Source organism: Chromobacterium vaccinii (genome assembly GCF_000971335.1).
GTDB lineage: Bacteria > Pseudomonadota > Gammaproteobacteria > Burkholderiales > Chromobacteriaceae > Chromobacterium > Chromobacterium vaccinii.
This window is the reverse complement of the sequence record NZ_JZJL01000027.1, coordinates 20,559-41,102: the sequence shown is the minus strand read 5'-3', so window position 1 is coordinate 41,102 and position 20,544 is coordinate 20,559. Positions and strand designations below refer to the sequence as shown.

19 protein-coding genes are annotated in these 20,544 nt (G+C 64.9%); 10 read left to right on the top strand and 9 right to left on the bottom strand.

The window, feature by feature from the left end:
- Positions 1–20 precede the first annotated feature (20 nt).
- From VL52_RS14120 to VL52_RS24570, 4 genes are all read right to left on the bottom strand, one after another.
- A complete protein-coding gene (locus VL52_RS14120; RefSeq protein WP_144410254.1) occupies positions 21–335 on the bottom strand; it encodes a hypothetical protein in 315 nt (104 codons plus the stop codon).
- A 234-nt stretch (positions 336–569) separates the two neighbouring features.
- Positions 570–1,430, bottom strand: a complete 861-nt coding sequence (locus VL52_RS14115) for a methionyl-tRNA formyltransferase (RefSeq protein WP_046157610.1) — start codon at positions 1,428–1,430, stop codon at positions 570–572.
- A 382-nt stretch (positions 1,431–1,812) separates the two neighbouring features.
- Entirely contained in the window at positions 1,813–2,028 is a 216-nt protein-coding gene (locus VL52_RS14110; protein ID WP_021475958.1) for a sigma factor-like helix-turn-helix DNA-binding protein, read from the bottom strand.
- A gap of 65 nt (positions 2,029–2,093) precedes the next feature.
- Complete coding sequence (locus VL52_RS24570) at positions 2,094–2,330, bottom strand: hypothetical protein (protein ID WP_144410253.1); 237 nt, start codon at positions 2,328–2,330, stop codon at positions 2,094–2,096.
- A gap of 195 nt (positions 2,331–2,525) precedes the next feature.
- Between VL52_RS24570 and VL52_RS14105 the strand changes: the two genes are divergently transcribed.
- Entirely contained in the window at positions 2,526–4,193 is a 1,668-nt protein-coding gene (locus VL52_RS14105; protein WP_046157609.1) for an ABC-F family ATP-binding cassette domain-containing protein, read from the top strand.
- Positions 4,194–4,321: 128 nt separating this feature from the next.
- On the opposite strand, the gene VL52_RS14100 is transcribed toward VL52_RS14105, so the two are convergent.
- Positions 4,322–5,758 (bottom strand): alkaline phosphatase family protein, encoded by a 1,437-nt coding sequence (locus tag VL52_RS14100; protein ID WP_046157608.1) that lies wholly within the window; start codon positions 5,756–5,758, stop codon positions 4,322–4,324.
- Positions 5,759–6,032: 274 nt separating this feature from the next.
- Here VL52_RS14100 and VL52_RS14095 point away from each other — a divergent pair, with 274 nt between their 5' ends.
- From VL52_RS14095 to VL52_RS14060, 8 genes are all read left to right on the top strand, one after another.
- The gene (locus VL52_RS14095) at positions 6,033–8,198 is read left to right on the top strand and encodes a hypothetical protein (RefSeq protein ID WP_046157607.1); all 2,166 of its coding nucleotides are present in this window, start codon (positions 6,033–6,035) and stop codon (positions 8,196–8,198) included.
- Positions 8,199–8,227: 29 nt separating this feature from the next.
- Positions 8,228–9,439: a ferritin-like domain-containing protein gene (locus tag VL52_RS14090; RefSeq protein WP_046157606.1), complete on the top strand. Its 1,212-nt coding sequence runs from the start codon at positions 8,228–8,230 to the stop codon at positions 9,437–9,439.
- A gap of 59 nt (positions 9,440–9,498) precedes the next feature.
- Positions 9,499–10,788 carry a 3-dehydroquinate synthase gene (locus tag VL52_RS14085; protein WP_052729301.1) on the top strand — a complete coding sequence of 430 codons (1,290 nt, stop codon included), beginning with the start codon at positions 9,499–9,501 and terminating at the stop codon, positions 10,786–10,788.
- Complete coding sequence (eboE, locus tag VL52_RS14080) at positions 10,785–12,014, top strand: metabolite traffic protein EboE (protein WP_046157604.1); 1,230 nt, start codon at positions 10,785–10,787, stop codon at positions 12,012–12,014. Before VL52_RS14085 ends, eboE begins: the two co-directional genes overlap by 4 nt.
- Entirely contained in the window at positions 12,004–12,945 is a 942-nt protein-coding gene (locus VL52_RS14075; RefSeq protein ID WP_046157603.1) for a UbiA family prenyltransferase, read from the top strand. The genes eboE and VL52_RS14075 overlap by 11 nt, the downstream gene beginning before the upstream one ends.
- 83 nt (positions 12,946–13,028) lie before the next feature.
- The gene (locus tag VL52_RS14070; protein ID WP_052729300.1) at positions 13,029–13,901 is read left to right on the top strand and encodes an EboA domain-containing protein; all 873 of its coding nucleotides are present in this window, start codon (positions 13,029–13,031) and stop codon (positions 13,899–13,901) included.
- Between the two features lie 21 nt (positions 13,902–13,922).
- A complete protein-coding gene (locus VL52_RS14065) occupies positions 13,923–14,996 on the top strand; it encodes a TatD family hydrolase (protein WP_200896022.1) in 1,074 nt (357 codons plus the stop codon).
- Between the two features lie 29 nt (positions 14,997–15,025).
- Positions 15,026–15,805, top strand: a complete 780-nt coding sequence (locus VL52_RS14060; protein WP_046157601.1) for a VOC family protein — start codon at positions 15,026–15,028, stop codon at positions 15,803–15,805.
- Positions 15,806–15,915: 110 nt separating this feature from the next.
- Here VL52_RS14060 and VL52_RS14055 read toward each other — a convergent pair whose 3' ends face one another.
- Entirely contained in the window at positions 15,916–16,407 is a 492-nt protein-coding gene (locus VL52_RS14055) for an Lrp/AsnC family transcriptional regulator (protein WP_046157600.1), read from the bottom strand.
- Between the two features lie 125 nt (positions 16,408–16,532).
- On the opposite strand from VL52_RS14055, the gene VL52_RS14050 reads away from it, so the two are divergent.
- Positions 16,533–17,150: a LysE family translocator gene (locus tag VL52_RS14050; RefSeq protein ID WP_052729299.1), complete on the top strand. Its 618-nt coding sequence runs from the start codon at positions 16,533–16,535 to the stop codon at positions 17,148–17,150.
- 77 nt (positions 17,151–17,227) lie between these two features.
- Here the strand turns inward: VL52_RS14050 and VL52_RS14045 are convergent, their stop codons facing one another.
- From VL52_RS14045 to VL52_RS14035, 3 genes are all read right to left on the bottom strand, one after another.
- Complete coding sequence (locus VL52_RS14045; protein ID WP_046157599.1) at positions 17,228–18,343, bottom strand: alkene reductase; 1,116 nt, start codon at positions 18,341–18,343, stop codon at positions 17,228–17,230.
- A gap of 69 nt (positions 18,344–18,412) precedes the next feature.
- Complete coding sequence (gene dkgB, locus VL52_RS14040; protein WP_046157598.1) at positions 18,413–19,219, bottom strand: 2,5-didehydrogluconate reductase DkgB; 807 nt, start codon at positions 19,217–19,219, stop codon at positions 18,413–18,415.
- Between the two features lie 113 nt (positions 19,220–19,332).
- On the bottom strand, positions 19,333–20,520 hold the full coding sequence (locus VL52_RS14035; RefSeq protein ID WP_046157597.1) for an MFS transporter: 1,188 nt from the start codon (positions 20,518–20,520) through the stop codon (positions 19,333–19,335).
- Positions 20,521–20,544 lie beyond the last annotated feature (24 nt).

Below are 20,544 nucleotides of genomic sequence, written 5' to 3'. Positions count from 1 at the left end.
GGACGCCGCTTCCCTCCCCCTTACCAGTCTTCCTGTTCGCGCATGCCGCGCAGATAGCCCAGCAGGCACAGCACTGCCACGCCTAGCACCAGCAAATCCAGCGCGAACCATTTCTTCGCGTCCCGCATGCTCTCGCTGCGAGACATCAGCTCGGCCGCGAGCGCCAGCCTTTCCACCCCATCCCGCGGCTCCGCGGCCGCGATTCGCGCCGAGGCCTTGCCCGCGCACACCACGCATACGCGCGGCTGCAGCTCATTTCCCAGCTCATGCCAACTCGCCGCCAGCACCACGGCGCAAAACGCGCAAAACAACAGCAAAAACCTGATCATTCCCATTCAGCGCGCATCCGCGCCGACCTCATCCGCCCAGCCATAAAAACAATCGCCGCCAGGCGCATGCCCCTGCGGCGATTTCCAGCCGGCGTTCCGCACGCCTGCCGATCACTTTCCAACCATTCACATTTTTTAACAATCACTAGGCAGGGTCAATCAATCAATCCCGCTCAGGACAATCCCGCGGCATTCGCGCCACAAAAATGCCATATACATCAAGCAAGCGCCCTCCCCGACTCAGCGCCGGCCTCGCCCCGTCACCGCGTCCGGACCATACAGGCTCCACTCGCTGATCAGCAACATCCCGTCTCCAGTCGCCACCAGCAGTTGTTCGGCATGAGAATAAACCAGGCTGCCCGGCGCGAAGCCATGCGTCTCCACCCACCCCTCTGCGCGATGAATGAAAAAAGTGACGTTGTTGACGACCGCCGCGCACTCGAAATCGCCGAAGGCCCGCACCTGACGCAACAGCTCCGCCGTGGTGCGGTTGAAATCCAGCATCCGGTCGCCGTCGGTCCACAGCGGCCAATAGCTGCCGCCCTCCCCTTGAGGCCTCGCCCCGCTCCACAAGCGTTCAAAATCATGAGCCAGTATATGGCTCAGACGGTGCAGCGCCAGTTGCAGCTTGATGTCCAACATCTGATGGCTGTCGGCCTCTCCCAGCGCGAAACGCTCCTGCGCCAGGATATCCCCCGCATCGAACTCAGGGCTCACTTTATGGCAGGTGCAGCCCCACTCGCGATGCCCCTCCAACAAGGCGCGCACCTGCGGATAAGGTCCGCGCCCCATCGGCAACGGCGAGGGATGGAAATTGACCGCGCGCTTCAGATAGGGCTTCCAGTCTGGAATGCGCCAGTTGTAACTGCCCACCAGCAGCGCTTCGCATCCCAGCTCCGCCAGTTCCTCCAAATCCCGCGGCCGCATCGGCGACAATTGCAGCGGCAGCTTGCGCTGCTCGGCGAAAGCCACCGACATCTTGTTGTGGTGCATCCGGTGGTCCACCGGCGTGCAGAACACCTTCACTGGCTGCCAACCCGCCTGCAGGAACACGTCAAGCACTGGTTTGAAACGATCGGAAAGGGTAATCGCGAAGCGCATGGCATCCACTCAGGGCAAGCAGGCCATCCGGCCCGATGGCTTGGTTATATCATTCGCCCTGCGCGCGCCTTCGGCGATGACACGCAAATTAACAGAAGCAGGCATCCGCCCATACATTCAAGCTGCGATCCTATCCAGCCATCCGCCGAAGGCCTACCCGCAGTCGAAACCCACGGATGGCATAGCAAATCTCCGACAAACCGGTCCGCTACGAGCATGCCGCGCGCCCTGCCCAGACCGATGCCGCGCCTGATCGCCATGCCCGCCGCGCCAGTCGCGCGAAATGCGAACGAGCAAGCAAAGCCCGCCAGCGCCTAATCCACCACGACAAAAGGCCCGGAGGAAACACGCTCCGGGCCAATGTGCTGCAATGAACGGTTATTCAGCCGAGGGGCAAGTGCCCCGATAGGGTATTGAGCTTGCCGACCGCGCGGCGGAAGCGCGCATGCGCGCGGGATACGGTGGATTCGCTGATATCCATCTGCTGCGCGGCGAAGTAGCCTGTCATGCCTTCCACCTCCATCAGCCACACCGCCTCGCGCGAACGTTTCTTCATGCCGATCAGGTCGGCCACCACATTGAAATCGTCCAACTTCATCTTATGCCTCCCCATGTAGTCTCGGTTCCCAGCCTGCGCCGGTGAGCCAAACATGTCCTTGCACCTCAATCATAGATGCTTGCAGAAAAAATGCAGGTAGCACGCAACTCGCGGACCTCGTTTTTTGTTGCAACCGCCAACACTCGCAAAGAGAATTTTTCAGCGACGCGATGAGCGATGCAGCTTATGCAGCACCCCGTACATGCCAGATCGGGAAATGCAGCGGCTTGAATGCTTCCCCATGCAGTCGCCCCAGCCAACTCATGCGGGTTGAATGCCCAAACCGGGGCGACATCCTTCACTTTCGCTCTCCCCTGGCCCTCACTGCGACAAAGCCGCTTACCCTCCGGTGGCTTGCATCTGCGTATAATCCCCTGTGTGCCTTGGTGTTTTGTCCGAAGGCGCTATTGATTCATCGCATTCCGTCGGGACGCAAGCGGTCGCCAGGACTGCTATTTTCTCGCTCCCTAAAATTTTGCAGCACGGCTATATCCCCAATGATCATTCTGAAAAACGTGGCCTTGCGCCGCGGCACTAAAGTCTTGCTGGACGGCGCAACCGTCAGCATCAATCCCGGCGAAAAGGTTGGCCTGGTAGGGCGCAACGGCGCGGGCAAGTCTTCGCTGTTCGCGGTGCTGAACGGCAGCCTGCACGAAGACGGCGGCGATTTCTCCATTCCCAGCCAGTGGCGCATGGCGCAGGTGGCGCAGGACATGCCGGAAACATCGCAAACCGCCACTGAGTTTGTGGTGGAGGGCGATACCTTCTTGCTGGCGGCGCGGCGCGAAGTGGCCGAAGCCGAAGCGGGCGAAGATTACATGCGCATGGCGCATGCCTACACCGCCCTGAACGATGCCGGCGAGCACGACGCGCCCGCCCGCGCCCAGGCGTTGATCCTGGGCCTGGGCTTCAGCGTGGCCGAGTTGCAGCAGCCGGTGAACAGCTTCTCCGGCGGCTGGCGCATGCGCTTGCAGCTGGCGCGCGCGCTGATGTGCCCGTCGGACCTGCTGCTGCTGGACGAGCCGACCAACCACCTCGACCTGGACGCGCTGGTCTGGCTGGAAGCCTGGCTCAAGCAATACGCCGGCACCATGGTGGTGATCAGCCATGACCGCGAATTCCTGGACGCGGTGACCAATGTCACCCTGCACATCGACCACGGCAAGCTGGTGCGCTACGGCGGCAACTACAGCAAGTTCGAGGACATGCGCGCCGAGCAGATGATTCTGCAGCAGGCCGCGCTGGCCAAGCAGCAGGAAAAAATGGCTCACCTGCAAAAGTTCATCGACCGCTTCAAGGCCAAGGCCAGCAAGGCCAAGCAGGCGCAAAGCCGCGTCAAGGCGCTGGAACGGATGGAGAAGATCGCGCCGGTGCTGGCCGATGCCGAGTTCCAGTTCGAATTCAAGGAACCGGGCAGTTTGCCCAACCCGATGCTGACCATGTCGCAGGCTTCGTTCGGCTATCCGGCGCCGGAAGACGCCGCGGCAGGCACGCCGCCCACCGTGATTGTCAAAGGCGTGAACCGCTCGGTGCTGGCCGGCCAGCGCATCGGCATCCTCGGCGCCAACGGCCAAGGCAAATCCACGCTGGTCAAAACAGTGGCCGAAGCGCTGGCAGCCACCAGCGGCGAGATCATCCGCGGCAAAGGCCTGAATATCGGCTACTTCTCGCAGCAGGAACTGGACGTATTGCGGCCGGAAGACGACCCGCTGCAGCACATGCTTCGATTGGCGCGCGAAACGCCGGCGCAACTGCGTCCGCCGGCCAACGACTGCCGCGAACAGGGTCTGCGCAATTTCCTGGGCACTTTCAATTTCAGCGGCGACATGGTCAAGCAGGCGGTGGGCAGCATGAGCGGCGGGGAAAAGGCGCGGCTGGTGCTGTGCATGATCGTCTGGCTGCGCCCCAATCTGTTGCTGCTGGACGAGCCGACCAACCATCTGGACCTGGCCACCCGCGAGGCCTTGAGCGTGGCGCTGAACGAGTTTGAAGGCTCGGTGATGCTGGTCAGCCACGACCGCGCCTTGCTGCGCGCGGTCTGCGACGAGTTCTGGATGGTGTCGCGCGGCGGCGTCAGCGACTTCGACGGCGATCTGGACGACTACCAGGTCTACCTGTTGGAAGAAGCCAAGCGCCGGCGCGAAGAGGCGGCCGGCAAACGATAAGGGCTAGGCGGCAATGGCGGACCGCCTCCGCCATTGCCGCGCGCGCTTGGCCTGCCGCGGATTCGTGCCCTAGGATGGCAAGGCTTTCTTTGTCCATTAGCCTTGCCCCCTGCAGTCCCGGCTTGGGCTCAGGCGCTGCCCACCAACCCGCGCGCTTTCGACCCCACTTGGGCCGCATCCACGCCGAACATCGCCTGCAAAGCCAATGCCTTGATGTCGGTGACGGACAGCTCCCCTTCGCAGGCGAAAACGCAGTCGCTGATAAACAGCGGCGCATCCGCGGCGGCGCGCGCGGGCAAGCCATGCGATCCCTTGACCACGCCTGCGTCCAAACCGATCACATCCATCAGGCTGCGCATGCCCAAGGCCCGCCTGGCCAGCCGGCTGGCCACAGCCAGCTTGGGGAAACGGATGCTCGGGTCGATGAACAGTTCCGCCGGGTCGTAGCCGGGCTTGCGGTGGATGTCCACCGTGCGCGCGAAGTCCGGCGCCCTGGCGTCGTCCAGCCAGTAGTAATAGCTGAACCAGGCGTCATCCTCGGCCAGCGCGACGAAATCTCCGGCGCGCTCGTGATTCAGGCCCAGCTCGCCGCGTGCGCGCCCTTGCCACACCCCCGCCACGCCCGAGATGGACCGCAGCGCCTCCTCCACTTCCGCCGCCTTGCGCGCGCCCAGCCCGGGCTGCAAATAGACATGGGCGATCTGGTGGTCCGCCACGGCGAACGCCTGGCATTGGCTGGGATCCAGGATTTCCGCACCGGCCTCATGCCGCACCTGCAGCAGGCCCGCTTCGCGCAGATGGCGGTTCAAATGCACCGCGCGGCTCACCGGGGTGATGCCGTACTCTGACACCACCATCACCTGGTAGCCCCGCTCCCGCGCATGGGCGATCAAATCCCCCGCCACCGCGTCGATGTCCCGCAGGGACTGCCGCACCGCGGGATGCCGCAGATCCGGGCCGTGGCGCTGCAGATCGTAATCCAGATGGGGAAGATAGCTCAGCAACAGGCGGGGGCGAAAATCGGCCATCGCCAGCTTGCTGGCTTCGGCGATCCAGCGGCTGGACGCGATGGAGGTGGCCGGTCCCCAGAAATGGAACAAGGGAAACGCCCCCAGTTCCGCAGTCAGCCGGTCCCGCCACTCGGCGGGCTTGGTGTGGCAATCGGGCAGCTTGCGGCCATCGGCCTTGTAGATGGGACGCGGCGTCGCGCCGAAATCATGGCTGGACGCCATGTTGTACCACCAGAACAAGTTGGCGCTGGAAAATTCTGGATCGTGTCGATTGCCCGCTTCCCACAAGCGCTCGCCATGGACCAGGCGGTTGGACTGGCGCCAGAACCAGACCTCAGCCAGCTCGCGGAACAGCCAGCCATTGCCGACGATGCCGTGCTGCTCAGGCGTCAGCCCGGTCAGCATGCTCGCCTGCACCGAGCAGGTCACCGCCGGCACGATATTGTTTAACGCTCTGACAGCGCCTTGGCCGGCAAACTCGGCCAAGCGGGGCGTGTGCTCCCCGATGAGGCGCGATGTCAGGCCAACGATATTGAGCAGAAGCAGCGGTTGCATACATCCACCTTTCCCCTATCACGCGACTCGCGGCGGCTCGGACGAAAAACACGCTGCGACGCGATCCGAATCTGCCATCCCTATTCCGCCTGCCGATATAGGCATTTAAATACCAACAAACTCCACAATAGAATCAAAACAGCCAATCGTCATTGAAATTATCGAAACCCTCCCCTAGAAATACAGCTGATGCTCGCGTCCTTTCCGTATTGGTCGTTTCCGCCGCATCGCAAAATCGCTCAAGACCGTAGCAACCTTATCGAGGAGCTATCGCATGAGTTATCTCCAGTACCCCCGCCTGGCCTTCTCCGGCCTGTTCCAATCCGATGTCTCCACCGTTAACAACGATCCGCGCCATTTCGACAACGCCACCTTTGAACAGCGCTTCCAGGATCCGCGTTACCAGCCCCCTGTGCAGGAAGACGCCGGCAGCGCTCAGATCTCGATCAACAACGGCTGGTGGAACCCTTGGGGCACCGGCATCTTCGGACTGAAGAATTGCGTGGTGCAATCGGCGCTGGGACCGGATGGCCAGGAAATCCTGAGCAGCGGCGAAGACGCCGCCGTCGGCCTGCTCGTGGGCAACGCCAACGACCAGCCTTCCGGCAAGATGGTGGATCTGGATCCGGACTGGCAGCTGGCCTCCTGTATTTACGGCCAAGTGATCACCCTGCGCGCCGCCAACGGACAAGTGCTGATGCGCGGCCAATACGCGCCCAACCCCTTCCGCGACCTGTGGTTCAACCGGGTGGGCAATATATCGGGCGACAGCGCAGCCTCCGCCATCTGGCAGACTCGGCTCACCCATGTGGAATGGAATCTGGACAAGATCGACAGCCCGGTGCTGCAAGCCTTGAAAGCCATCTGCGAGCAACAGGGAAATATCCTGTCGCTGCGGCTGACCACTTACGGCTACGACGACGCATTGGGCGAAAGCTTCTTCTCCTACGGCATCCTGCTGGGAGCCATCGGTCCCGCCTATGAGACCGAGCCCGAATCCTTCATTCTCGGCCGCCGCTTCATTCCAGCCAATAATCTGCTGCCGCCCGACGCTTACCAGCCGCAAGACTATGTTCCCAATGTCGGCTGGTTCAGCGCGCAAGTGGTGACAAACGACAAAACCCAAAACAGCACTCTGTACGTGGACCTCAGCAACGCGCTGCCCTTGGTCTACAAACCCTCCCAAGCTCCGGCAGACGGCAGCCCCCCAAGGCCAATGAGCACGCCGGAAACGACTTACGAGGTGGACGTTCTCTGCGGCAGGGGCAGCGGCAATCCGGCAGCCCCTAAAGAAGGCAATAGCCAACAGCTGTGGCAGCAACCCCTGATCATCGCCCAATTGACGTCGCAGACGCTGCCGACCAGTCCCTATCTGCAGCCGGGACAAACCGTTCCGGCTCCCGCAGCTGCGCAATATCAGCCGCTGGCGACCATCGACATCAGCAATGCCAACCTGCTCAGCCGCAGCGGCATTGTCGCGGTGCCGATTCCTGCGTCCATGCAACCAACCATCAACCAACTGCCGCTGGCGTTGCTGACCTCAGCCAACCCCAATCCCGGCACTGGCTGGGCCTTGCTATTGTGCTGTGAAGGAAGCGGCGGCTGGGAAGTGCGCGCCGACCAATTCGCGCTGCGCCTTGACCCCAATGACGCGACAGCCAACGTTTTGGACTCCGACGTTTACGTCGCGCAATATGGCGTGCCGCTGGCCAATGGCGACGTCACCTTGGCCGTCACCTCCACCGGCCCCCAAGTGGATGTGGGCGACTGTCCCTCCGACACCCCACCGGGAACAACGCCCAAGGCTCCGACCCCCACTTTCAATGTGCCGGCGGAGCAAGTCCGCTTCGTCCAGAACGCTGCGCGCACCGACGCCAACGGCATGGTGAAGCTTACCCTCAACGGTCCGCAGGCTCTGGGCTACCCCCGCTATTACATCGATGGCCAGCTGTTCAACTATGCCTACAACTTCGCGTCAGATCCCTCCGCTCCCAAGTCGGCGGCCCCCCAGCCGACGGTACAGCAAATGTTCGACCAATACGCGATCGTTGTCCGCTCCACCTATGCGGTTCCCGATACGGTCACCTGGGAAGACGTGCAGCCCATCCTGCAACAGTACGCCAACCTGTACCCGGTGATGAGCCAAGGCCTGTTCGACTTCTCCAAGAAGGAACAGGCGGACGCCAACGCCTTCATCCTCAAGTTCGTGCTGGACAAACCGGACGACGACCCGGACCAGATGCCGGTCACCCGGGATCTGTCCAGCAGCAAGCGCCAGGCGCTGATCAAGTATTTCGACAGCGTGCTGCAAGAACAGGGCCGCCCCCCCAGCATGCTGGACATGTTCGGCAAGCGTTGCCCCACCCGAGGCGGAGGCGCTCAAAAAGACTGCCCCCAAGGCTCCGTCAGCTACGGCAAGCCCGACTGCCCGGCTAAATAACCGAGCTTCCATTTCGAAAGGGTACCAATATGCTGCGCATCAAACAGAGCATCATCAATCAATTGCTGAAGGGCTGTAGCCTGGATGAGCTGAAGAAAGCCATCACTACCGCGATCGCGCTCGAGTTCTCCACCATCCCCCCCTACCTGACCGGGCTGTTCTCCATCATGCCCGGCAGCAATCAAAGAGCCTCCGCCCTGATCCAATCCGTAGTCACCGAGGAAATGCTGCACCTGACGCTGGCCTCCAACATCCTGATCGCCATCGGGGGCAATCCGGACATCATCGCCATCGGCCGCTCCCTGGTATATCCGGGACCGCTGCCGGACCAGATCGACAATGATCTGCAGGTGGGGCTGGCCGCGCTCAGCAAACCGCAGCTGAAAAAAGTGTTCATGGCGATAGAACGTCCGGAAACCAAGCCGGGAGAAATCCTGCCTGGCGAGGAAGCGCCGCAACCCACGCCGGTCGACCCCGGCGAGTTCGGCTCCATCGGCCAGTTCTACAAGGCTCTGCTGACCGCCCTGACCATCGCCAACGCCAACAATCCGGAACTGTTCGCCACACCCAGACTGGATCAGCAGCTCGACATCAGCCAATGGTTCCCGCCGGTTCCCACCGCGCCGGCGCAAGGCAAGATCCGGAACCTCGACGACGCGGCGCTGGCGATCAACACCATCGTGATCCAGGGCGAAGGCATCCAGACCGAAGATGACGCCCACGGCAACCAAGAGGGCCTGCGCCTCGAAGGCAAGCCTCGGCATGCCAGGCTGAGCGAGCGGATACTGCCCCGGCATCGCCACGGCGGCGAGGGCGGCGCATCCGCCAACGAGATTTATCCTGGCGACGGCGACGGCAGCTACGCGCACTATTTCAAGTTCGGCGAGATCTTTTACGGCCGCGAGCTGATGCCAGACCCCGAAGCCGTGTCGGGCTGGTCCTACAACGGCGCGCCGGTGCCGCTGGATGAAAGCCAGATCTACAACTTCCTGCCCAATGCCGCCGTCAGCGATTACCTGCCCGGCTCATCCGCATCCGTCGCTGCCCAACGCTTCTACGATGCCTACCAGATGCTGCTGACCAGCCTGAATCAGGTATTCAACGGCAAACCGGCAGCCATGGACCGAGCGATGGGCCTGATGTACCAGCTGAAGCTGCAGGCGCAGCAGGTCGCGCAATGTCCGGTCGGCGGCAATGCGTCCAACCTGATGGCGGCCCCGCCGTTCATGCTGATCCGTTGATCCCCCATGGCTACGCGTTCCCGCAAGCCTTCCGGAACGCGTAGCCTTCGAACAAGGAGATGCCGATGAAACTGGCCGGAACGGACCCTGTTCGCCTACTCCCGACCTCCCGCACCGCAGCAGCGGATGCTCGGCCGGATTCGCATCAACGCGTGCAACTGAGCCATGACTTCAGCGTGATCCACACCCGAGACGCATTCGCCGCGGAAAATCCCTCCCTGCTCCAGGCCCTGCGCCGCCGGGAGCAGGCCAAGCGGCACCGGGTGGCGGTCTTCGTCGACGACGGCGTGCTGCGCGCCTGCCCGGAACTGCCGCGGCGCATCCGCGGCTACGCGGACACGCACGCCGCCCATCTGGAAATAGCCGGAGAGATCGTGCCGCTTCCGGGCGGAGAAGCCTGCAAGAACGATCCCCAGCACCTATGGCGGCTGCTGCAGGCCCTGGCCGACCGCAATATAGACCGCCATTCCTACGCTCTCGCCATAGGCGGCGGCGCGGCGCTGGACGCAGTCGGCCTGGCCGCGTCGCTGTTCCATCGCGGCGTGCGCCACATCCGCCTGCCGTCCACGGTGCTGTCCCAAGCCGACAGCGGCGTCGGCGTCAAAAGCGCCATCAACTGGAACGGCCAGAAAAACCTGATAGGCAGCTTCGCCGTGCCCTGGGCGGTGATCAACGACGCGGCGCTGATAGACGGCTTGCCCGCGCGCGAGAAGCGCGCCGGCATGGCCGAGGCGGTGAAGGTGGCGCTGATCCGCGACGCGTCATTCTTCCACTGGCTGGAAGCCCGGGCCGACGCTCTCGCCCGCTTCGAGCCGCCAGACCTGGAAGAACTGATACAACGCTCGGCGGCGCTGCACCTGCGCCAGATCACCCAGGGCGGCGATCCATTCGAGCAGGGCTCGGCGCGGCCGCTGGATTATGGCCACTGGATCGCCCACAAACTCGAACGACTGAGCGGCCACGCGCTGAACCACGGCGAGGCCGTGGCCATAGGCGTCGCCTGCGACGCGCGCTATTCGACATTGGCCGGACTGCTGCCGGCTGGCGACGAGGCGCGCGTCTGGCAACTGCTGCGCGCGCTGGGCTTCGAGCTATGGCACGAACAGCTGCTGGCCCGCGACGAACGCGGCCGGCTGGCGCTGCTGCAAGGCCTAGGCGAGTTCCGCGAACACCTGGGCGGCGACCTGTGCGTGACCCTGCTGGCGGAGCTGGGCCGCGGCCGCGAAGTGAACGCCATAGACGGCGAACGCGTCATGCAAAGCATCTTCTGGCTGCAGCAGCGGCACGCCTCCGCCCTGCCCGATGCGCGCGCCGACATCAACGAAACCATCTGCGGAGCCGGGCGATGAAACTGGCGCACCTGCCCCTGCCCGCGCATCTCTCCTACTGCACCAACATCCATGCCGGCGACAGCCTGGCCGAGGTCGAGGCCAGCCTGGATGATTTTCTGCCGGCGATCCGCGCCCATCTGGAGGAATGGCAGGCGCTGCCCCCCGACGCGCCGTTCGGCCTGGGGCTGCGGCTGTCCGCCCAGGCGGCGGAAAGCCTGCTGCAGCCAGACACGCTGAGCGCCTTCGCCGCCCGGCTGGAATCGCTGCATGCCTATGTGTTCACCATCAATGCCTTTCCTTGGGGAAACTTTCACCAGAAACCGGTGAAGCAGTCGGTCTACCAACCCGACTGGCGCAGCAGCCAGCGCGCCGCTTACACCATCCATTGCGCGCGGACGCTGGCCGCGCTGCTGCCACCCGGCGTGGAGGGCAGCATCTCCACCGTGCCGCTGGGTTTCGCCGAAGGGGACTGCGCGGCGGCGATGGCGGACTCGCTGCCGCAATTGCGGCTGGCCGTGCTGGAGCTCAATCGCCTGATGCGCGAAACCGGCAAGGAAATCGTCCTGGCGCTGGAGCCGGAGCCGGCCTGCCTGCTGGAAAACACCGCCGACGCATTGCATTTTTTTCAGCGATATTGGTTTGCCGAAGACAACTTGGCGCAACTGGCCCGACAGGCCGACTGCGCGCTGCCCGAAGCGCTGGAATTGGCGCGCCGGCACCTCGGCGTCTGCTACGACGTATGCCACGGCGCGGTTGAATTCGAAGACCCATGCGCGACATTGGCCTCGCTGCTCGACGCAAGCATCCGCGTCGCCAAGATCCAGCTGTCCTGCGCTCTGCGGGTGGAAGCGATGGATGAGCGCGCCGCGATTCAATTGCGAACGTTCGACGACGGGATTTACTTGCACCAGGTGGTCAGGCGCAATGCATCCGGCCTGCAGCGCCACCCGGACCTGCCGCAGGCGCTGAGCCTGCCGCCCGACGCCATCCGGCGGGAATCATGGCGCGTGCACTGCCATGTGCCGCTGTTTTGGCAAGCCCCGCCGGAAACGGCCCTGGCCAACACCCGCGACAGCCTGGACGCAGTGCTCGGCCTGCTGCGCCGGCAGGCCGTCAGCCCCCATCTCGAAGTGGAAACCTATACCTGGGACGTGTTGCCGCCCCAATTGCGCGCCATGCCCAAGGCCCAGGCGATCGCGCTCGAATTACACACCGTTCTGAAGGAGCTGCGCCATGAGCGCTGACGCCGTTTCATCGATACCCGCCTGGCTACGCCTGGGCCGCGTTTCCAACCTGCCCACCGTACTCAGCAACGCGCTGGCCGCCGCGTTGCTGGGCGCCGCGGCCGGCGGGCAAGCATTGAGCTCGGCAGACCTGGCGGCCCTGCCCCCTCTGATGCTGTCGATGTGCCTGTTTTACGTGGGCGGCATGTATCTCAACGACGCCTTCGACCGCGAAATCGACGCCCGCGAGCGCCCCCAGCGCCCCATTCCGTCCGGCGAAGCGCGCGCGCAAACGGTTTTCGCCTGCGGCTTCGGCATGCTGCTGGCCGGCTGGCTGCTGCTGGCGCTGTACTGCAACGATCACAGCCGCTTCTACGGCGCGCTGCTGGCATCAAGCATCGTGCTGTACAACGTCTGGCACAAGGACAATCCCTGCAGCCCGCTGCTGATGGGCGCCTGCCGCGCCCTGCTCTGCCTGTGCGTCGGCTCGGCCTTCGCCGGCGGCACGCCGCCGCTGCTCTGTCTGGCGGCAGCCCTGCTGCTGGCGCATATCGTCGGACTCAGCCACGCCGCCAAGCAGGAAAGCATGGACCGCATCGGCGCCCTCTGGCCGCTGGCGGTGCTCGGCCTGCCGCCATTGGCCTACACGCTGCTGGCGCTTGTCCGCTTCATCCCGGACGGAGCCCCCCAGGCCTGGCAAGCGCTGACGCTCGCCGCGCTGCTGGCCATCGCGCTGGCCGCCGCGCTGGCGCTCGCCGTGGCGCGGCTGTGCAAGCGTTCGGCGCCCGGCGCGGTCGGACAGGCGGTGGCGCGGATGATCGCCGCCGTCAGCCTGCTGGATGGCCTGGCCTTGGCCGCCTGTCTGCCTCAGCCTGCGCCCGTGGCCATCCTCGGTTGCGTGGCGGCCTATTTCGCCACGCGTTTCCTGCAAACCTATATCCCGGGAACCTGAACATGCGCAGCGACACTCAAGACCCGACTCTCGCCCCCGCCGCCCTTTCCGTCTCAGACGCATGGAGCGCCAGGCAACCCCGCATGCGCGCCTGGCTGGAGCTGCTGCAAGGCTGGCTGAGCGCCCGCGCCGATGGCGACTGGTACGCGCGGCAATGCCAGGATCTGGGCCACGCCACCGCGGGCGACCGCCCGCTGAACCTGCTGTTCAAAGCGCTGGGCATCGCGCCGCGCAAGCTGGGCAAACAAGACTTGGCGCTCAGCGATGCGGAACAGCGCCAGGCCCGCGCCTTGCAGCCCGGCTTCGACGCCAGCCGCTGGAGCGTGGATCAGGCGGCCCGCGTCGGCTTGATTCTGGCCGCGGCCGGCAATCTGCCGGATGGAGCGGCCTTCGCCGCCCTGCTCGACGAGCTGGCGAATCAGGGCGACATCCAGGAGCAGATCGCCCTGTATCAGGGTTTCGCCCTGTATCCGCAAGATCCGGCCTTGCTCGCGCGCGCCGGCGAAGCCGTGCGCAGCGGCATCCGTCCGGTCTTCGCCGCCTTCGCGCTGCGCGATCCCTGGCCGCAAGCGATGCTGCCGCAGGCGGCGTGGAATCAGATGGTGGTCAAAACCTTCTTTCTGGATTTGCCGCTGTGGCCGATCCAGGGGCTGGCTGATCGAGCCGACCAGGATCTGGGCGAAATCCTGTGCGACCTGGCGGCGGAGCGCGCCGCCGCCGGCCGCGGCGTAAACCTGGAAATCTGGCGCCTGCTAGCGCTATGCCCCGGCGAGCGCGGACACGCGCTGCTGCGCCGGCAATACGCAGACACCCGTCCCGGCACGCACGAAATGTACGCCTTGCAACTGGCGGCGAGGGAAAGCCCTCACACCGACATCCGGGCGCTAGTGCCTGCCGGACTGCCCGGCATCGAATTCAGCGATGAATGGGAACGACTGGCCCTGTGGCGGGAATGAATCCAACAAGGGGGAAACCAGATGAGCGACATCCAACACGCAATCGAAGAAATGTTTTCCGACCGCAGCGCGGCCTGCCCCTGCTGCGGGGCGACATTGAGTCCGGAAACGCTGCGGGACTTGCTGCGGCAGGCCACGCAGCATCAGCAGGAGCGCCAGTCGTTTCACCGCCTCTCGCCCAGCGCGGGCGGGATGCTGATAGACCCGCACGCCCACATGATCGCGCGCACCACCGACGACTACGAGGCAATGGCCGCCAGCGGCGTCGTCGCCGTGATCGAGCCGGCATTTTGGCTGGGGCAGGCGCGCACCAACGTGGGCAGCTTCATCGATTACTTCTCGACCATCGCCGGCTTCGAACGCTTCCGCGCCGCGCAGTTCGGCATCCGCCACTACTGCGCGATCGGCCTGAACCCCAAGGAGGCCAACAACCGCGAACTCGCCGACGCCGTGCTGGATATCCTGCCGCGCTACCTGGCCAAGGAGGGCGTGGTGGCCTTGGGGGAAGTCGGCTACGACGAGCAAACCGAGCTGGAAGACCGCGCCTTCCGCGCGCAAATCGAGCTGGCCCAGGAATTCGACCTGCCCATCATGATCCACACGCCGCACCGCGACAAAAAGCGCGGCGCCAAGCGGACGATGGACACGCTGGAGGCCTGCGGCTTCGATCCCGCGCGCTGCGTGATCGACCACAACAACGAGGAAACGGTGCAGGAAGTGCTAGATCGCGGCTATTGGTGCGCGTTCACGATCTACCCCTCCACCAAGATGGGCAACGACCGACTGGCTGCCATCGTCGAGCGCTACGGACCTGAGCGCATCATCGTCGACTCCGCCTGCGACTGGGGCGTGTCCGATCCGCTGGCCGTCGCCAAGTCGGCGCGCATCATGGCCGCCCACGGCCTCGACGAAGCCGCGATACGGCAGGTGGTCTACCACAATGCGCTGGCGGTCTACGGCCTGAACGGCGAAATGAGCGAAACCGACTGGCTGGAGCCCGCGCCGGTGGATCAGCGCACGCTGTACGGCGGCAATTCGGTATTGCGCGGCCAGGCGCCGCGGGTGGACCAGGACAACCCCGACCGCATCGTGTGACGGCGAGGCATCCCAAAAAGGAAAACGGCATGACAAGCAGACAAAGCAACCCCGTGAGCCTGGTTTCTCAATGGTTCATCCGCCACGGCTGCGTCGAACAAGTGCTGTCGGCGCTGCCTGCCTATGTGCAGGAAGTGATGGAGGAGCCGGGAACGCTGATCTATCTGATCCACGCCCCGCTGCCGGAAAACAATCCCAACCCCTTGCTGCAATCGCTGCCTCCCGCCGTGCGCCCCAGCCTGCTGTTCTTCGAAGAATATGCCGGCGAAGACGCTTTTCTGGCCCATGTCAAAGGCCCGGCCTTCACCGCTTTCGTCGACAAATACGGCCAGTGCTTCATCAGCAGCGATGGCCATCCCTATAACACGGTCACCTTCCTGCGCCGCGAGCAGGGCTTCATCCGCGGTCTGGACAGCCGCTCGCCGCAAGCCGAGCAGATCGGCAGCCTGAACCGGCATCCGGCCGTGATGTTTGAAATCATCGCCAAGGATCAGGAGCAATCCAAGGCGTTCTACAGCGAAGTGTTCGGCTGGCGCTACCAGAACGGCGGCTCCGGCTTCGCCTATGTCCACTTCCCGCTGCAATTGCGCACCCTGCTGGGCGGCATCGGCCAATCCGAGAGCGGCGTGCCCGGCATGGAGCCGGGCCACAGCTTCTATTTGCTGGTGGAGGACTTGCAACTGGCCATAGACCGCGCGCTGTCCGCCGGCGGCAGCCCGCACATGCCGATCACCAGCGTGGACGGCTACACGTTCGCCATGATCAAAGACCCGGAAGGCAACCCGGTCGGCCTGCTGCAGGCCGTCTGAACGCGCAAAACCTTCGCGCCCCCCAAATCTGTCCGCGGGGCGCAAAGGCGGAATCGCTGGCATCCGCCGCGCGGACAGGCGCTTCAACCTTGCCGACCCGCCGGCTCCGGCTAGCGGCGCGCCTCCGGCCCCACCGGCAGCCGGCCCGACATCTTCACTTCGCGCAGCGACAGGCTGGAGCGGATGGATGACACGCCCGGCAGTTCGCGCAGCACGTCGCGGACGAAAACGCCGAACGATTCCAGATCCTCGGCCACCACTTGCAGCAGGTAGTCGCACTCGCCGGTCAGGTTATGGCAGGACAGCACCTCCGGGATCGCGCGCACCATCTCCTCGAAGCGCAACGGCGCCTCGCCGATATGGCTGCCGAAGCCGATCTGCACGAAGGCGAGCACGCCATAGCCCAGCTTCTTGCGGCTCAGCACCGCCTGATATCCCTCGATATAGCCGTCGGCTTCCAGCCGCTTCAGCCGGCGCCAGCACGGGGGCTCGCTCAACGCCACCTGTTCCGCCAGTTTCGCGTTGGACAGCCTGCCGTCCTTCTGCAGCAAGGCCATCAAGGCAAGATCCACATCATCCAGATTTGATTTTGGAAGATTCATTTGCACTTAAAACCAAAAATGAAAGAGTCTTTCTAAATTTAACGCGTTAGCGCAAGAGAAAGCAAAGCAATTTCATTCCGCCGGGCGCACACTAGCCGCATCGCCTTCCTATGCCGGAGCCCGCCATGCTGTCCTTGTCCGTGTTGTCGCTCTACCTCGCCGCCCTGGTCGCCGTCTACATCCTGCCGGGCCCGGACATGGCGCTGGTGATGGCCACATCGGCCAGCCGCGGCATCGGCGCCGGCTTGCTGACCGCGCTCGGCATCGCCGCTTCGCGCTTTCTGCATGTGATGATGTCCGGCCTGGGCCTCGCGGCCCTGATGGCCACGCATCCGCTGCTGTTCAACTCGGTGCGCTGGATAGGCGCCGGCTATCTGCTGTGGCTGGCGTGGAAAGTGGTGCGCGCCAAGCCGGCGCAGGAAGATGCGCCCCAAGCGACCGAATCCGGCCGCGCGGCGATCGCCCGCGGCTTCCTGACCAATCTGCTCAATCCCAAGGCGCTGATGTTCTGCGCCCTGTTTCTGCCCCAGTTCGTATCGCCGGCGCACGGCGCGGTGCTGCCGCAGTTCGCGCTGCTCGCGGTCATCCTCGTTGCGGTGGGGCTGTGTTTCGACACCGCCTACGCCTTCGCGGCCTGCGGCATCGCCCGCCGTCTGAAGGGCCGCCGCCCGGCGGCGAAGCTGCAGAAAGGCCTGCTCGGCGGCGTATTCGTGCTGATGGCCGGACGGCTGATCTTTGGCTGATCCCGCCGCGGGACGCTTGCCCTAGCCAACGCGCCGACGCAATGAAAAGAGCCATCCCGGGATGGCTCTTCGTCCGTTCAGATCAATGACGCGGCCAGAGCCGGATAGTCGGTCAATCCGCGCGCGCCGCCGCCGAACAAAGTGGCCCGATTATGCGCCGCCAAGGGTGCGCCGGTGCGCAAACGCTCCGGTAGGTCCGGGTTGGCGACGAAAGGCCGGCCGAAAGCGATCAGATCGGCCCAGCCGGCGGCGATCGCCTCCCGCGCCCGCTCTGCCGTGTACTTGCCGGCATAAATCAGCACGCCGGGGAAGGCGGTGCGCAGCTTCTGCTTGAAGGCCATCGGCATCAGCGGCGCGTCGTCCCAGTCAGCCTCGGCGATGTGCAGATAGCCGACGCCCAGCTCGCCCAGCAGCCTGGCCGCGGCCAGATAGGTGGTTTCCGGGTCGTCGTCGACGCAGCCGTTCAGCGTGGTCAACGGCGCCAGGCGAATGCCGACGCGCGACGCGTCGCCGCAGCCGTCTATCAAGGCCAGCGCCACTTCGCCGAGAAAACGCAGGCGGTTCTCCAGCGAGCCGCCGTATTCGTCGGTGCGGGCATTGGCGTTCGAATCGATGAACTGGTTCACCAGATAGCCGTTCGCGCCGTGCAGCTCCACGCCGTCGAAACCCGCATCCATCGCGTTGCGCGCGGCGGCGCGGTATTGCGCCACCACCTCGCCGATCTCGGCGACGCTCAAGGCCCGCGGCGCGGAAGCCTGGACAAAACCCGGCGTGCGGCCGTCCTCGCCGGCGATGAAAACATTGACGCCGACGGCCTGGATGGCCGACGACGACACCGGCTGCTCGCCGCCCAGCAAGCTGGCATGGCTGAGCCGGCCGACGTGCCAGAGCTGCGCGAAGATGCGGCCGCCGGCGGCATGCACTGCATCAGTCGTCTTGCGCCATCCCGCCACCTGCGCCGGCGTGTGGATGCCGGGCGTCCACGCATAGCCCTTGCCTAGCGGCGCGATATACGTCCCTTCGCTGACGATCAGGCCGGCGCCGGCGCGCTGCGCGTAATACTCGGCCATCAACTCATTGGCTTCGTCGCCGGGTTGGCTGGCGCGCGAGCGCGTCATCGGCGGCATCACGATGCGATTGGGCAGCGTCAGCGCGCCGAGCCGCAGCGCTTGAAACAGAGGATCCTGCATCATGGAATGTGTCCTGTCGTTGCCGCGGCCTGCTGGCCGCGGATGGGTTGCATCAAACGGGAGGCAGCTCGCTCAATCCCATTGCGGCGCCAGGCCGACCGGGTTCACTTCGCGGCCGTTGCGCTCCAGCGCGGCGATCTGCTCCATGTCCTCGTCGCTCAGGCGCAGGGTCTGCGCCAGCAGGTTGCCGGCCAGGTTCTCGCGCTTGGTGGACGACGGAATCACTGAATAGCCCTGCTGCAGCGCCCATGCCAGCGCCACCTGGGCCGGCGTGGCCTGGCGTCGTTGCGCGATGGCGGCGATCACCGAATCGCCCAGCACCTTGCCGTAGGCCAGGGTCATGTAGGAAGTGACATGTATGCCTTCGCCTTGCAGGAAGCCGACCAGCTTGCGGTTTTGCAGATAGGGGCTCAGCTCGATCTGGTTGGTCGCGATCACGTCCTTGCCCACCGCGGCGATCGCCTGCCTGGTCAGCTCGATGTTGAAGTTCGAAACGCCGATCCGGCGGGTCAGGCCCTTCTCTCTGGCGTCGGCCAGCGCGGTCATGAAGGCCTCGACCGACACGCCGCGGCCGGGCGCCGGCCAGTGGATCAGCGTCAGGTCGACGTAGTCGATGCGCAGCTTGGCCAGGCTGTCCTCCAGGCTGGCCGCCAGTTTTTCCGGCGCATGGTTGTCGACCCAGATCTTGGTCGTCAGGAACAGGTCTTCGCGGTTCACGCCGGAAGCGGCGACCGCCTTGCCCACGTCCGCCTCGTTGCCGTAGATCTGGGCGGTGTCGATGGCGCGGTAGCCGAGAGCCAGGCCGTTGCGGACCGAGTCGATGACGATCTGGCCTTGCAGGCGGAAAGTGCCGAGGCCGAAGGCGGGGATGGTGTTCATGGTGTGTGCTCCGTGGAGGTCATGGGGAAACCGGCAGCAGGCGCGCGCGTTCCTGCCCGATGCAAGAACAGCGTGAAATGCGAGCTGCCGTTGAAAAGACTCGGATGACGCGCTCAATGCGCAGAGGCCGCGGCTTCGGTGGCGCGCGTCGGCATGCTGTCGCGCCGGTCCAGCGCGCCGCTGAACGCGGTCAAGCCGAAGGCGGCCAACGTCATCGCGGCGGCGATCCACGGCGTGTGGCCCAGACCGACGCGTTCGACGATCAGCCCGCCCAGCGAGGCGCCGCCGGCGACGCCGAGATTGAAGGCGGCGATATTGAAGCCGGACGCGACGTCGGCGGCCTCCGGCGCGAAACGCCGCGCCTGCTGGACGACATAAACCTGCAGAGCAGGCACGTTGCCGAAAGCCACCGCGCCCCAGGCCAGCATCGTCAGCGCCGCCAGCCAGGCGATATGGACGGTGACAGTCAGCGCCAGCAGCAGAAAAATCCGCTTCAGCGCCTTGACCGGGCCGGCGCGGTCCGCCAGCCTGCCGCCCCAGACATTGCCGAAGGCGACCGACACGCCGTAGCCGACCAGCACAAGGCTGAGCTGGGCCGGCGTAAAGCCGGCGACCTGTTCCAGCAGCGGCGCCATATAAGTGAAGGCGATCAGCGAGCCGCCGTAGCCGACCGCCGTCATCGCGTAGACCAGCAGCAGGCGCGGCTGCGTCAGCGCGCCCAGCTGCCGCGCCAGCGGCGCCGGTTCGGCCTGCGCCAGACGGCGCGGCACGAAGGCTAGCGCGCCGACCAAGGCGATCAGGCCGAACAGCGCGACGACCAGGAAGGTGGCGCGCCAACCGAAATGCTGGCCGATGAAGGTGCCGAGCGGAATGCCGGCGACGAAGGCCACCGTCATGCCGCTGAACATCGTCGCGATCGCGCGGGCGGCCTTCTCCTGCGGCACCAGCGTGGTGGCGATGACGGAACCGACCGAGAAAAACACGCCGTGGGCGAGCCCGGTGAGCACGCGCGCGACGATCAGCGATTCATAACCGGGCGAGCGCCAGGCGATGAGATTGCCGACGGTGAACAGCGCCATCAGCCCGGCCAGCAGCGTCTTGCGCGGCACGCGGCCGGTCAGCGCCGTCAGCAGTGGCGCGCCGATGGCGACGCTGAGCGCGTAGAGACTGACCAGCAGGCCGGCGGAAGGCAGGCTGGTCTGGAGATCGGCGGCGATGGTCGGAATCAGCCCGACGATGACGAACTCGGTCGTCCCGATGGCGAAGGCGCTGATGGTCAGCGCGAGCAAAGCGAGTGGCATGATGGGCATCCATGGGTCCGTGAG

Coding starts and splice junctions, on each gene's coding strand:
- VL52_RS14095 (WP_046157607.1), top strand. CDS start 6,033: ATGAGTTATCTCCAGTACCCCCGCCTGGCCTTCTCCGGCCTGTTCCAA.
- VL52_RS14085 (WP_052729301.1), top strand. CDS start 9,499: ATGCCGATGAAACTGGCCGGAACGGACCCTGTTCGCCTACTCCCGACC.
- VL52_RS14075 (WP_046157603.1), top strand. CDS start 12,004: ATGAGCGCTGACGCCGTTTCATCGATACCCGCCTGGCTACGCCTGGGC.
- VL52_RS14090 (WP_046157606.1), top strand. CDS start 8,228: ATGCTGCGCATCAAACAGAGCATCATCAATCAATTGCTGAAGGGCTGT.
- VL52_RS14110 (WP_021475958.1), bottom strand. CDS start 2,028: ATGAAGTTGGACGATTTCAATGTGGTGGCCGACCTGATCGGCATGAAG.
- VL52_RS14070 (WP_052729300.1), top strand. CDS start 13,029: ATGCGCGCCTGGCTGGAGCTGCTGCAAGGCTGGCTGAGCGCCCGCGCC.
- VL52_RS14120 (WP_144410254.1), bottom strand. CDS start 335: ATGGGAATGATCAGGTTTTTGCTGTTGTTTTGCGCGTTTTGCGCCGTG.
- VL52_RS14055 (WP_046157600.1), bottom strand. CDS start 16,407: ATGAATCTTCCAAAATCAAATCTGGATGATGTGGATCTTGCCTTGATG.
- VL52_RS14065 (WP_200896022.1), top strand. CDS start 13,923: ATGAGCGACATCCAACACGCAATCGAAGAAATGTTTTCCGACCGCAGC.
- VL52_RS14045 (WP_046157599.1), bottom strand. CDS start 18,343: ATGATGCAGGATCCTCTGTTTCAAGCGCTGCGGCTCGGCGCGCTGACG.
- VL52_RS14115 (WP_046157610.1), bottom strand. CDS start 1,430: ATGCGCTTCGCGATTACCCTTTCCGATCGTTTCAAACCAGTGCTTGAC.
- VL52_RS14105 (WP_046157609.1), top strand. CDS start 2,526: ATGATCATTCTGAAAAACGTGGCCTTGCGCCGCGGCACTAAAGTCTTG.
- eboE (WP_046157604.1), top strand. CDS start 10,785: ATGAAACTGGCGCACCTGCCCCTGCCCGCGCATCTCTCCTACTGCACC.
- VL52_RS14060 (WP_046157601.1), top strand. CDS start 15,026: ATGACAAGCAGACAAAGCAACCCCGTGAGCCTGGTTTCTCAATGGTTC.
- VL52_RS14050 (WP_052729299.1), top strand. CDS start 16,533: ATGCTGTCCTTGTCCGTGTTGTCGCTCTACCTCGCCGCCCTGGTCGCC.
- VL52_RS14035 (WP_046157597.1), bottom strand. CDS start 20,520: ATGCCACTCGCTTTGCTCGCGCTGACCATCAGCGCCTTCGCCATCGGG.
- dkgB (WP_046157598.1), bottom strand. CDS start 19,219: ATGAACACCATCCCCGCCTTCGGCCTCGGCACTTTCCGCCTGCAAGGC.
- VL52_RS14100 (WP_046157608.1), bottom strand. CDS start 5,758: ATGCAACCGCTGCTTCTGCTCAATATCGTTGGCCTGACATCGCGCCTC.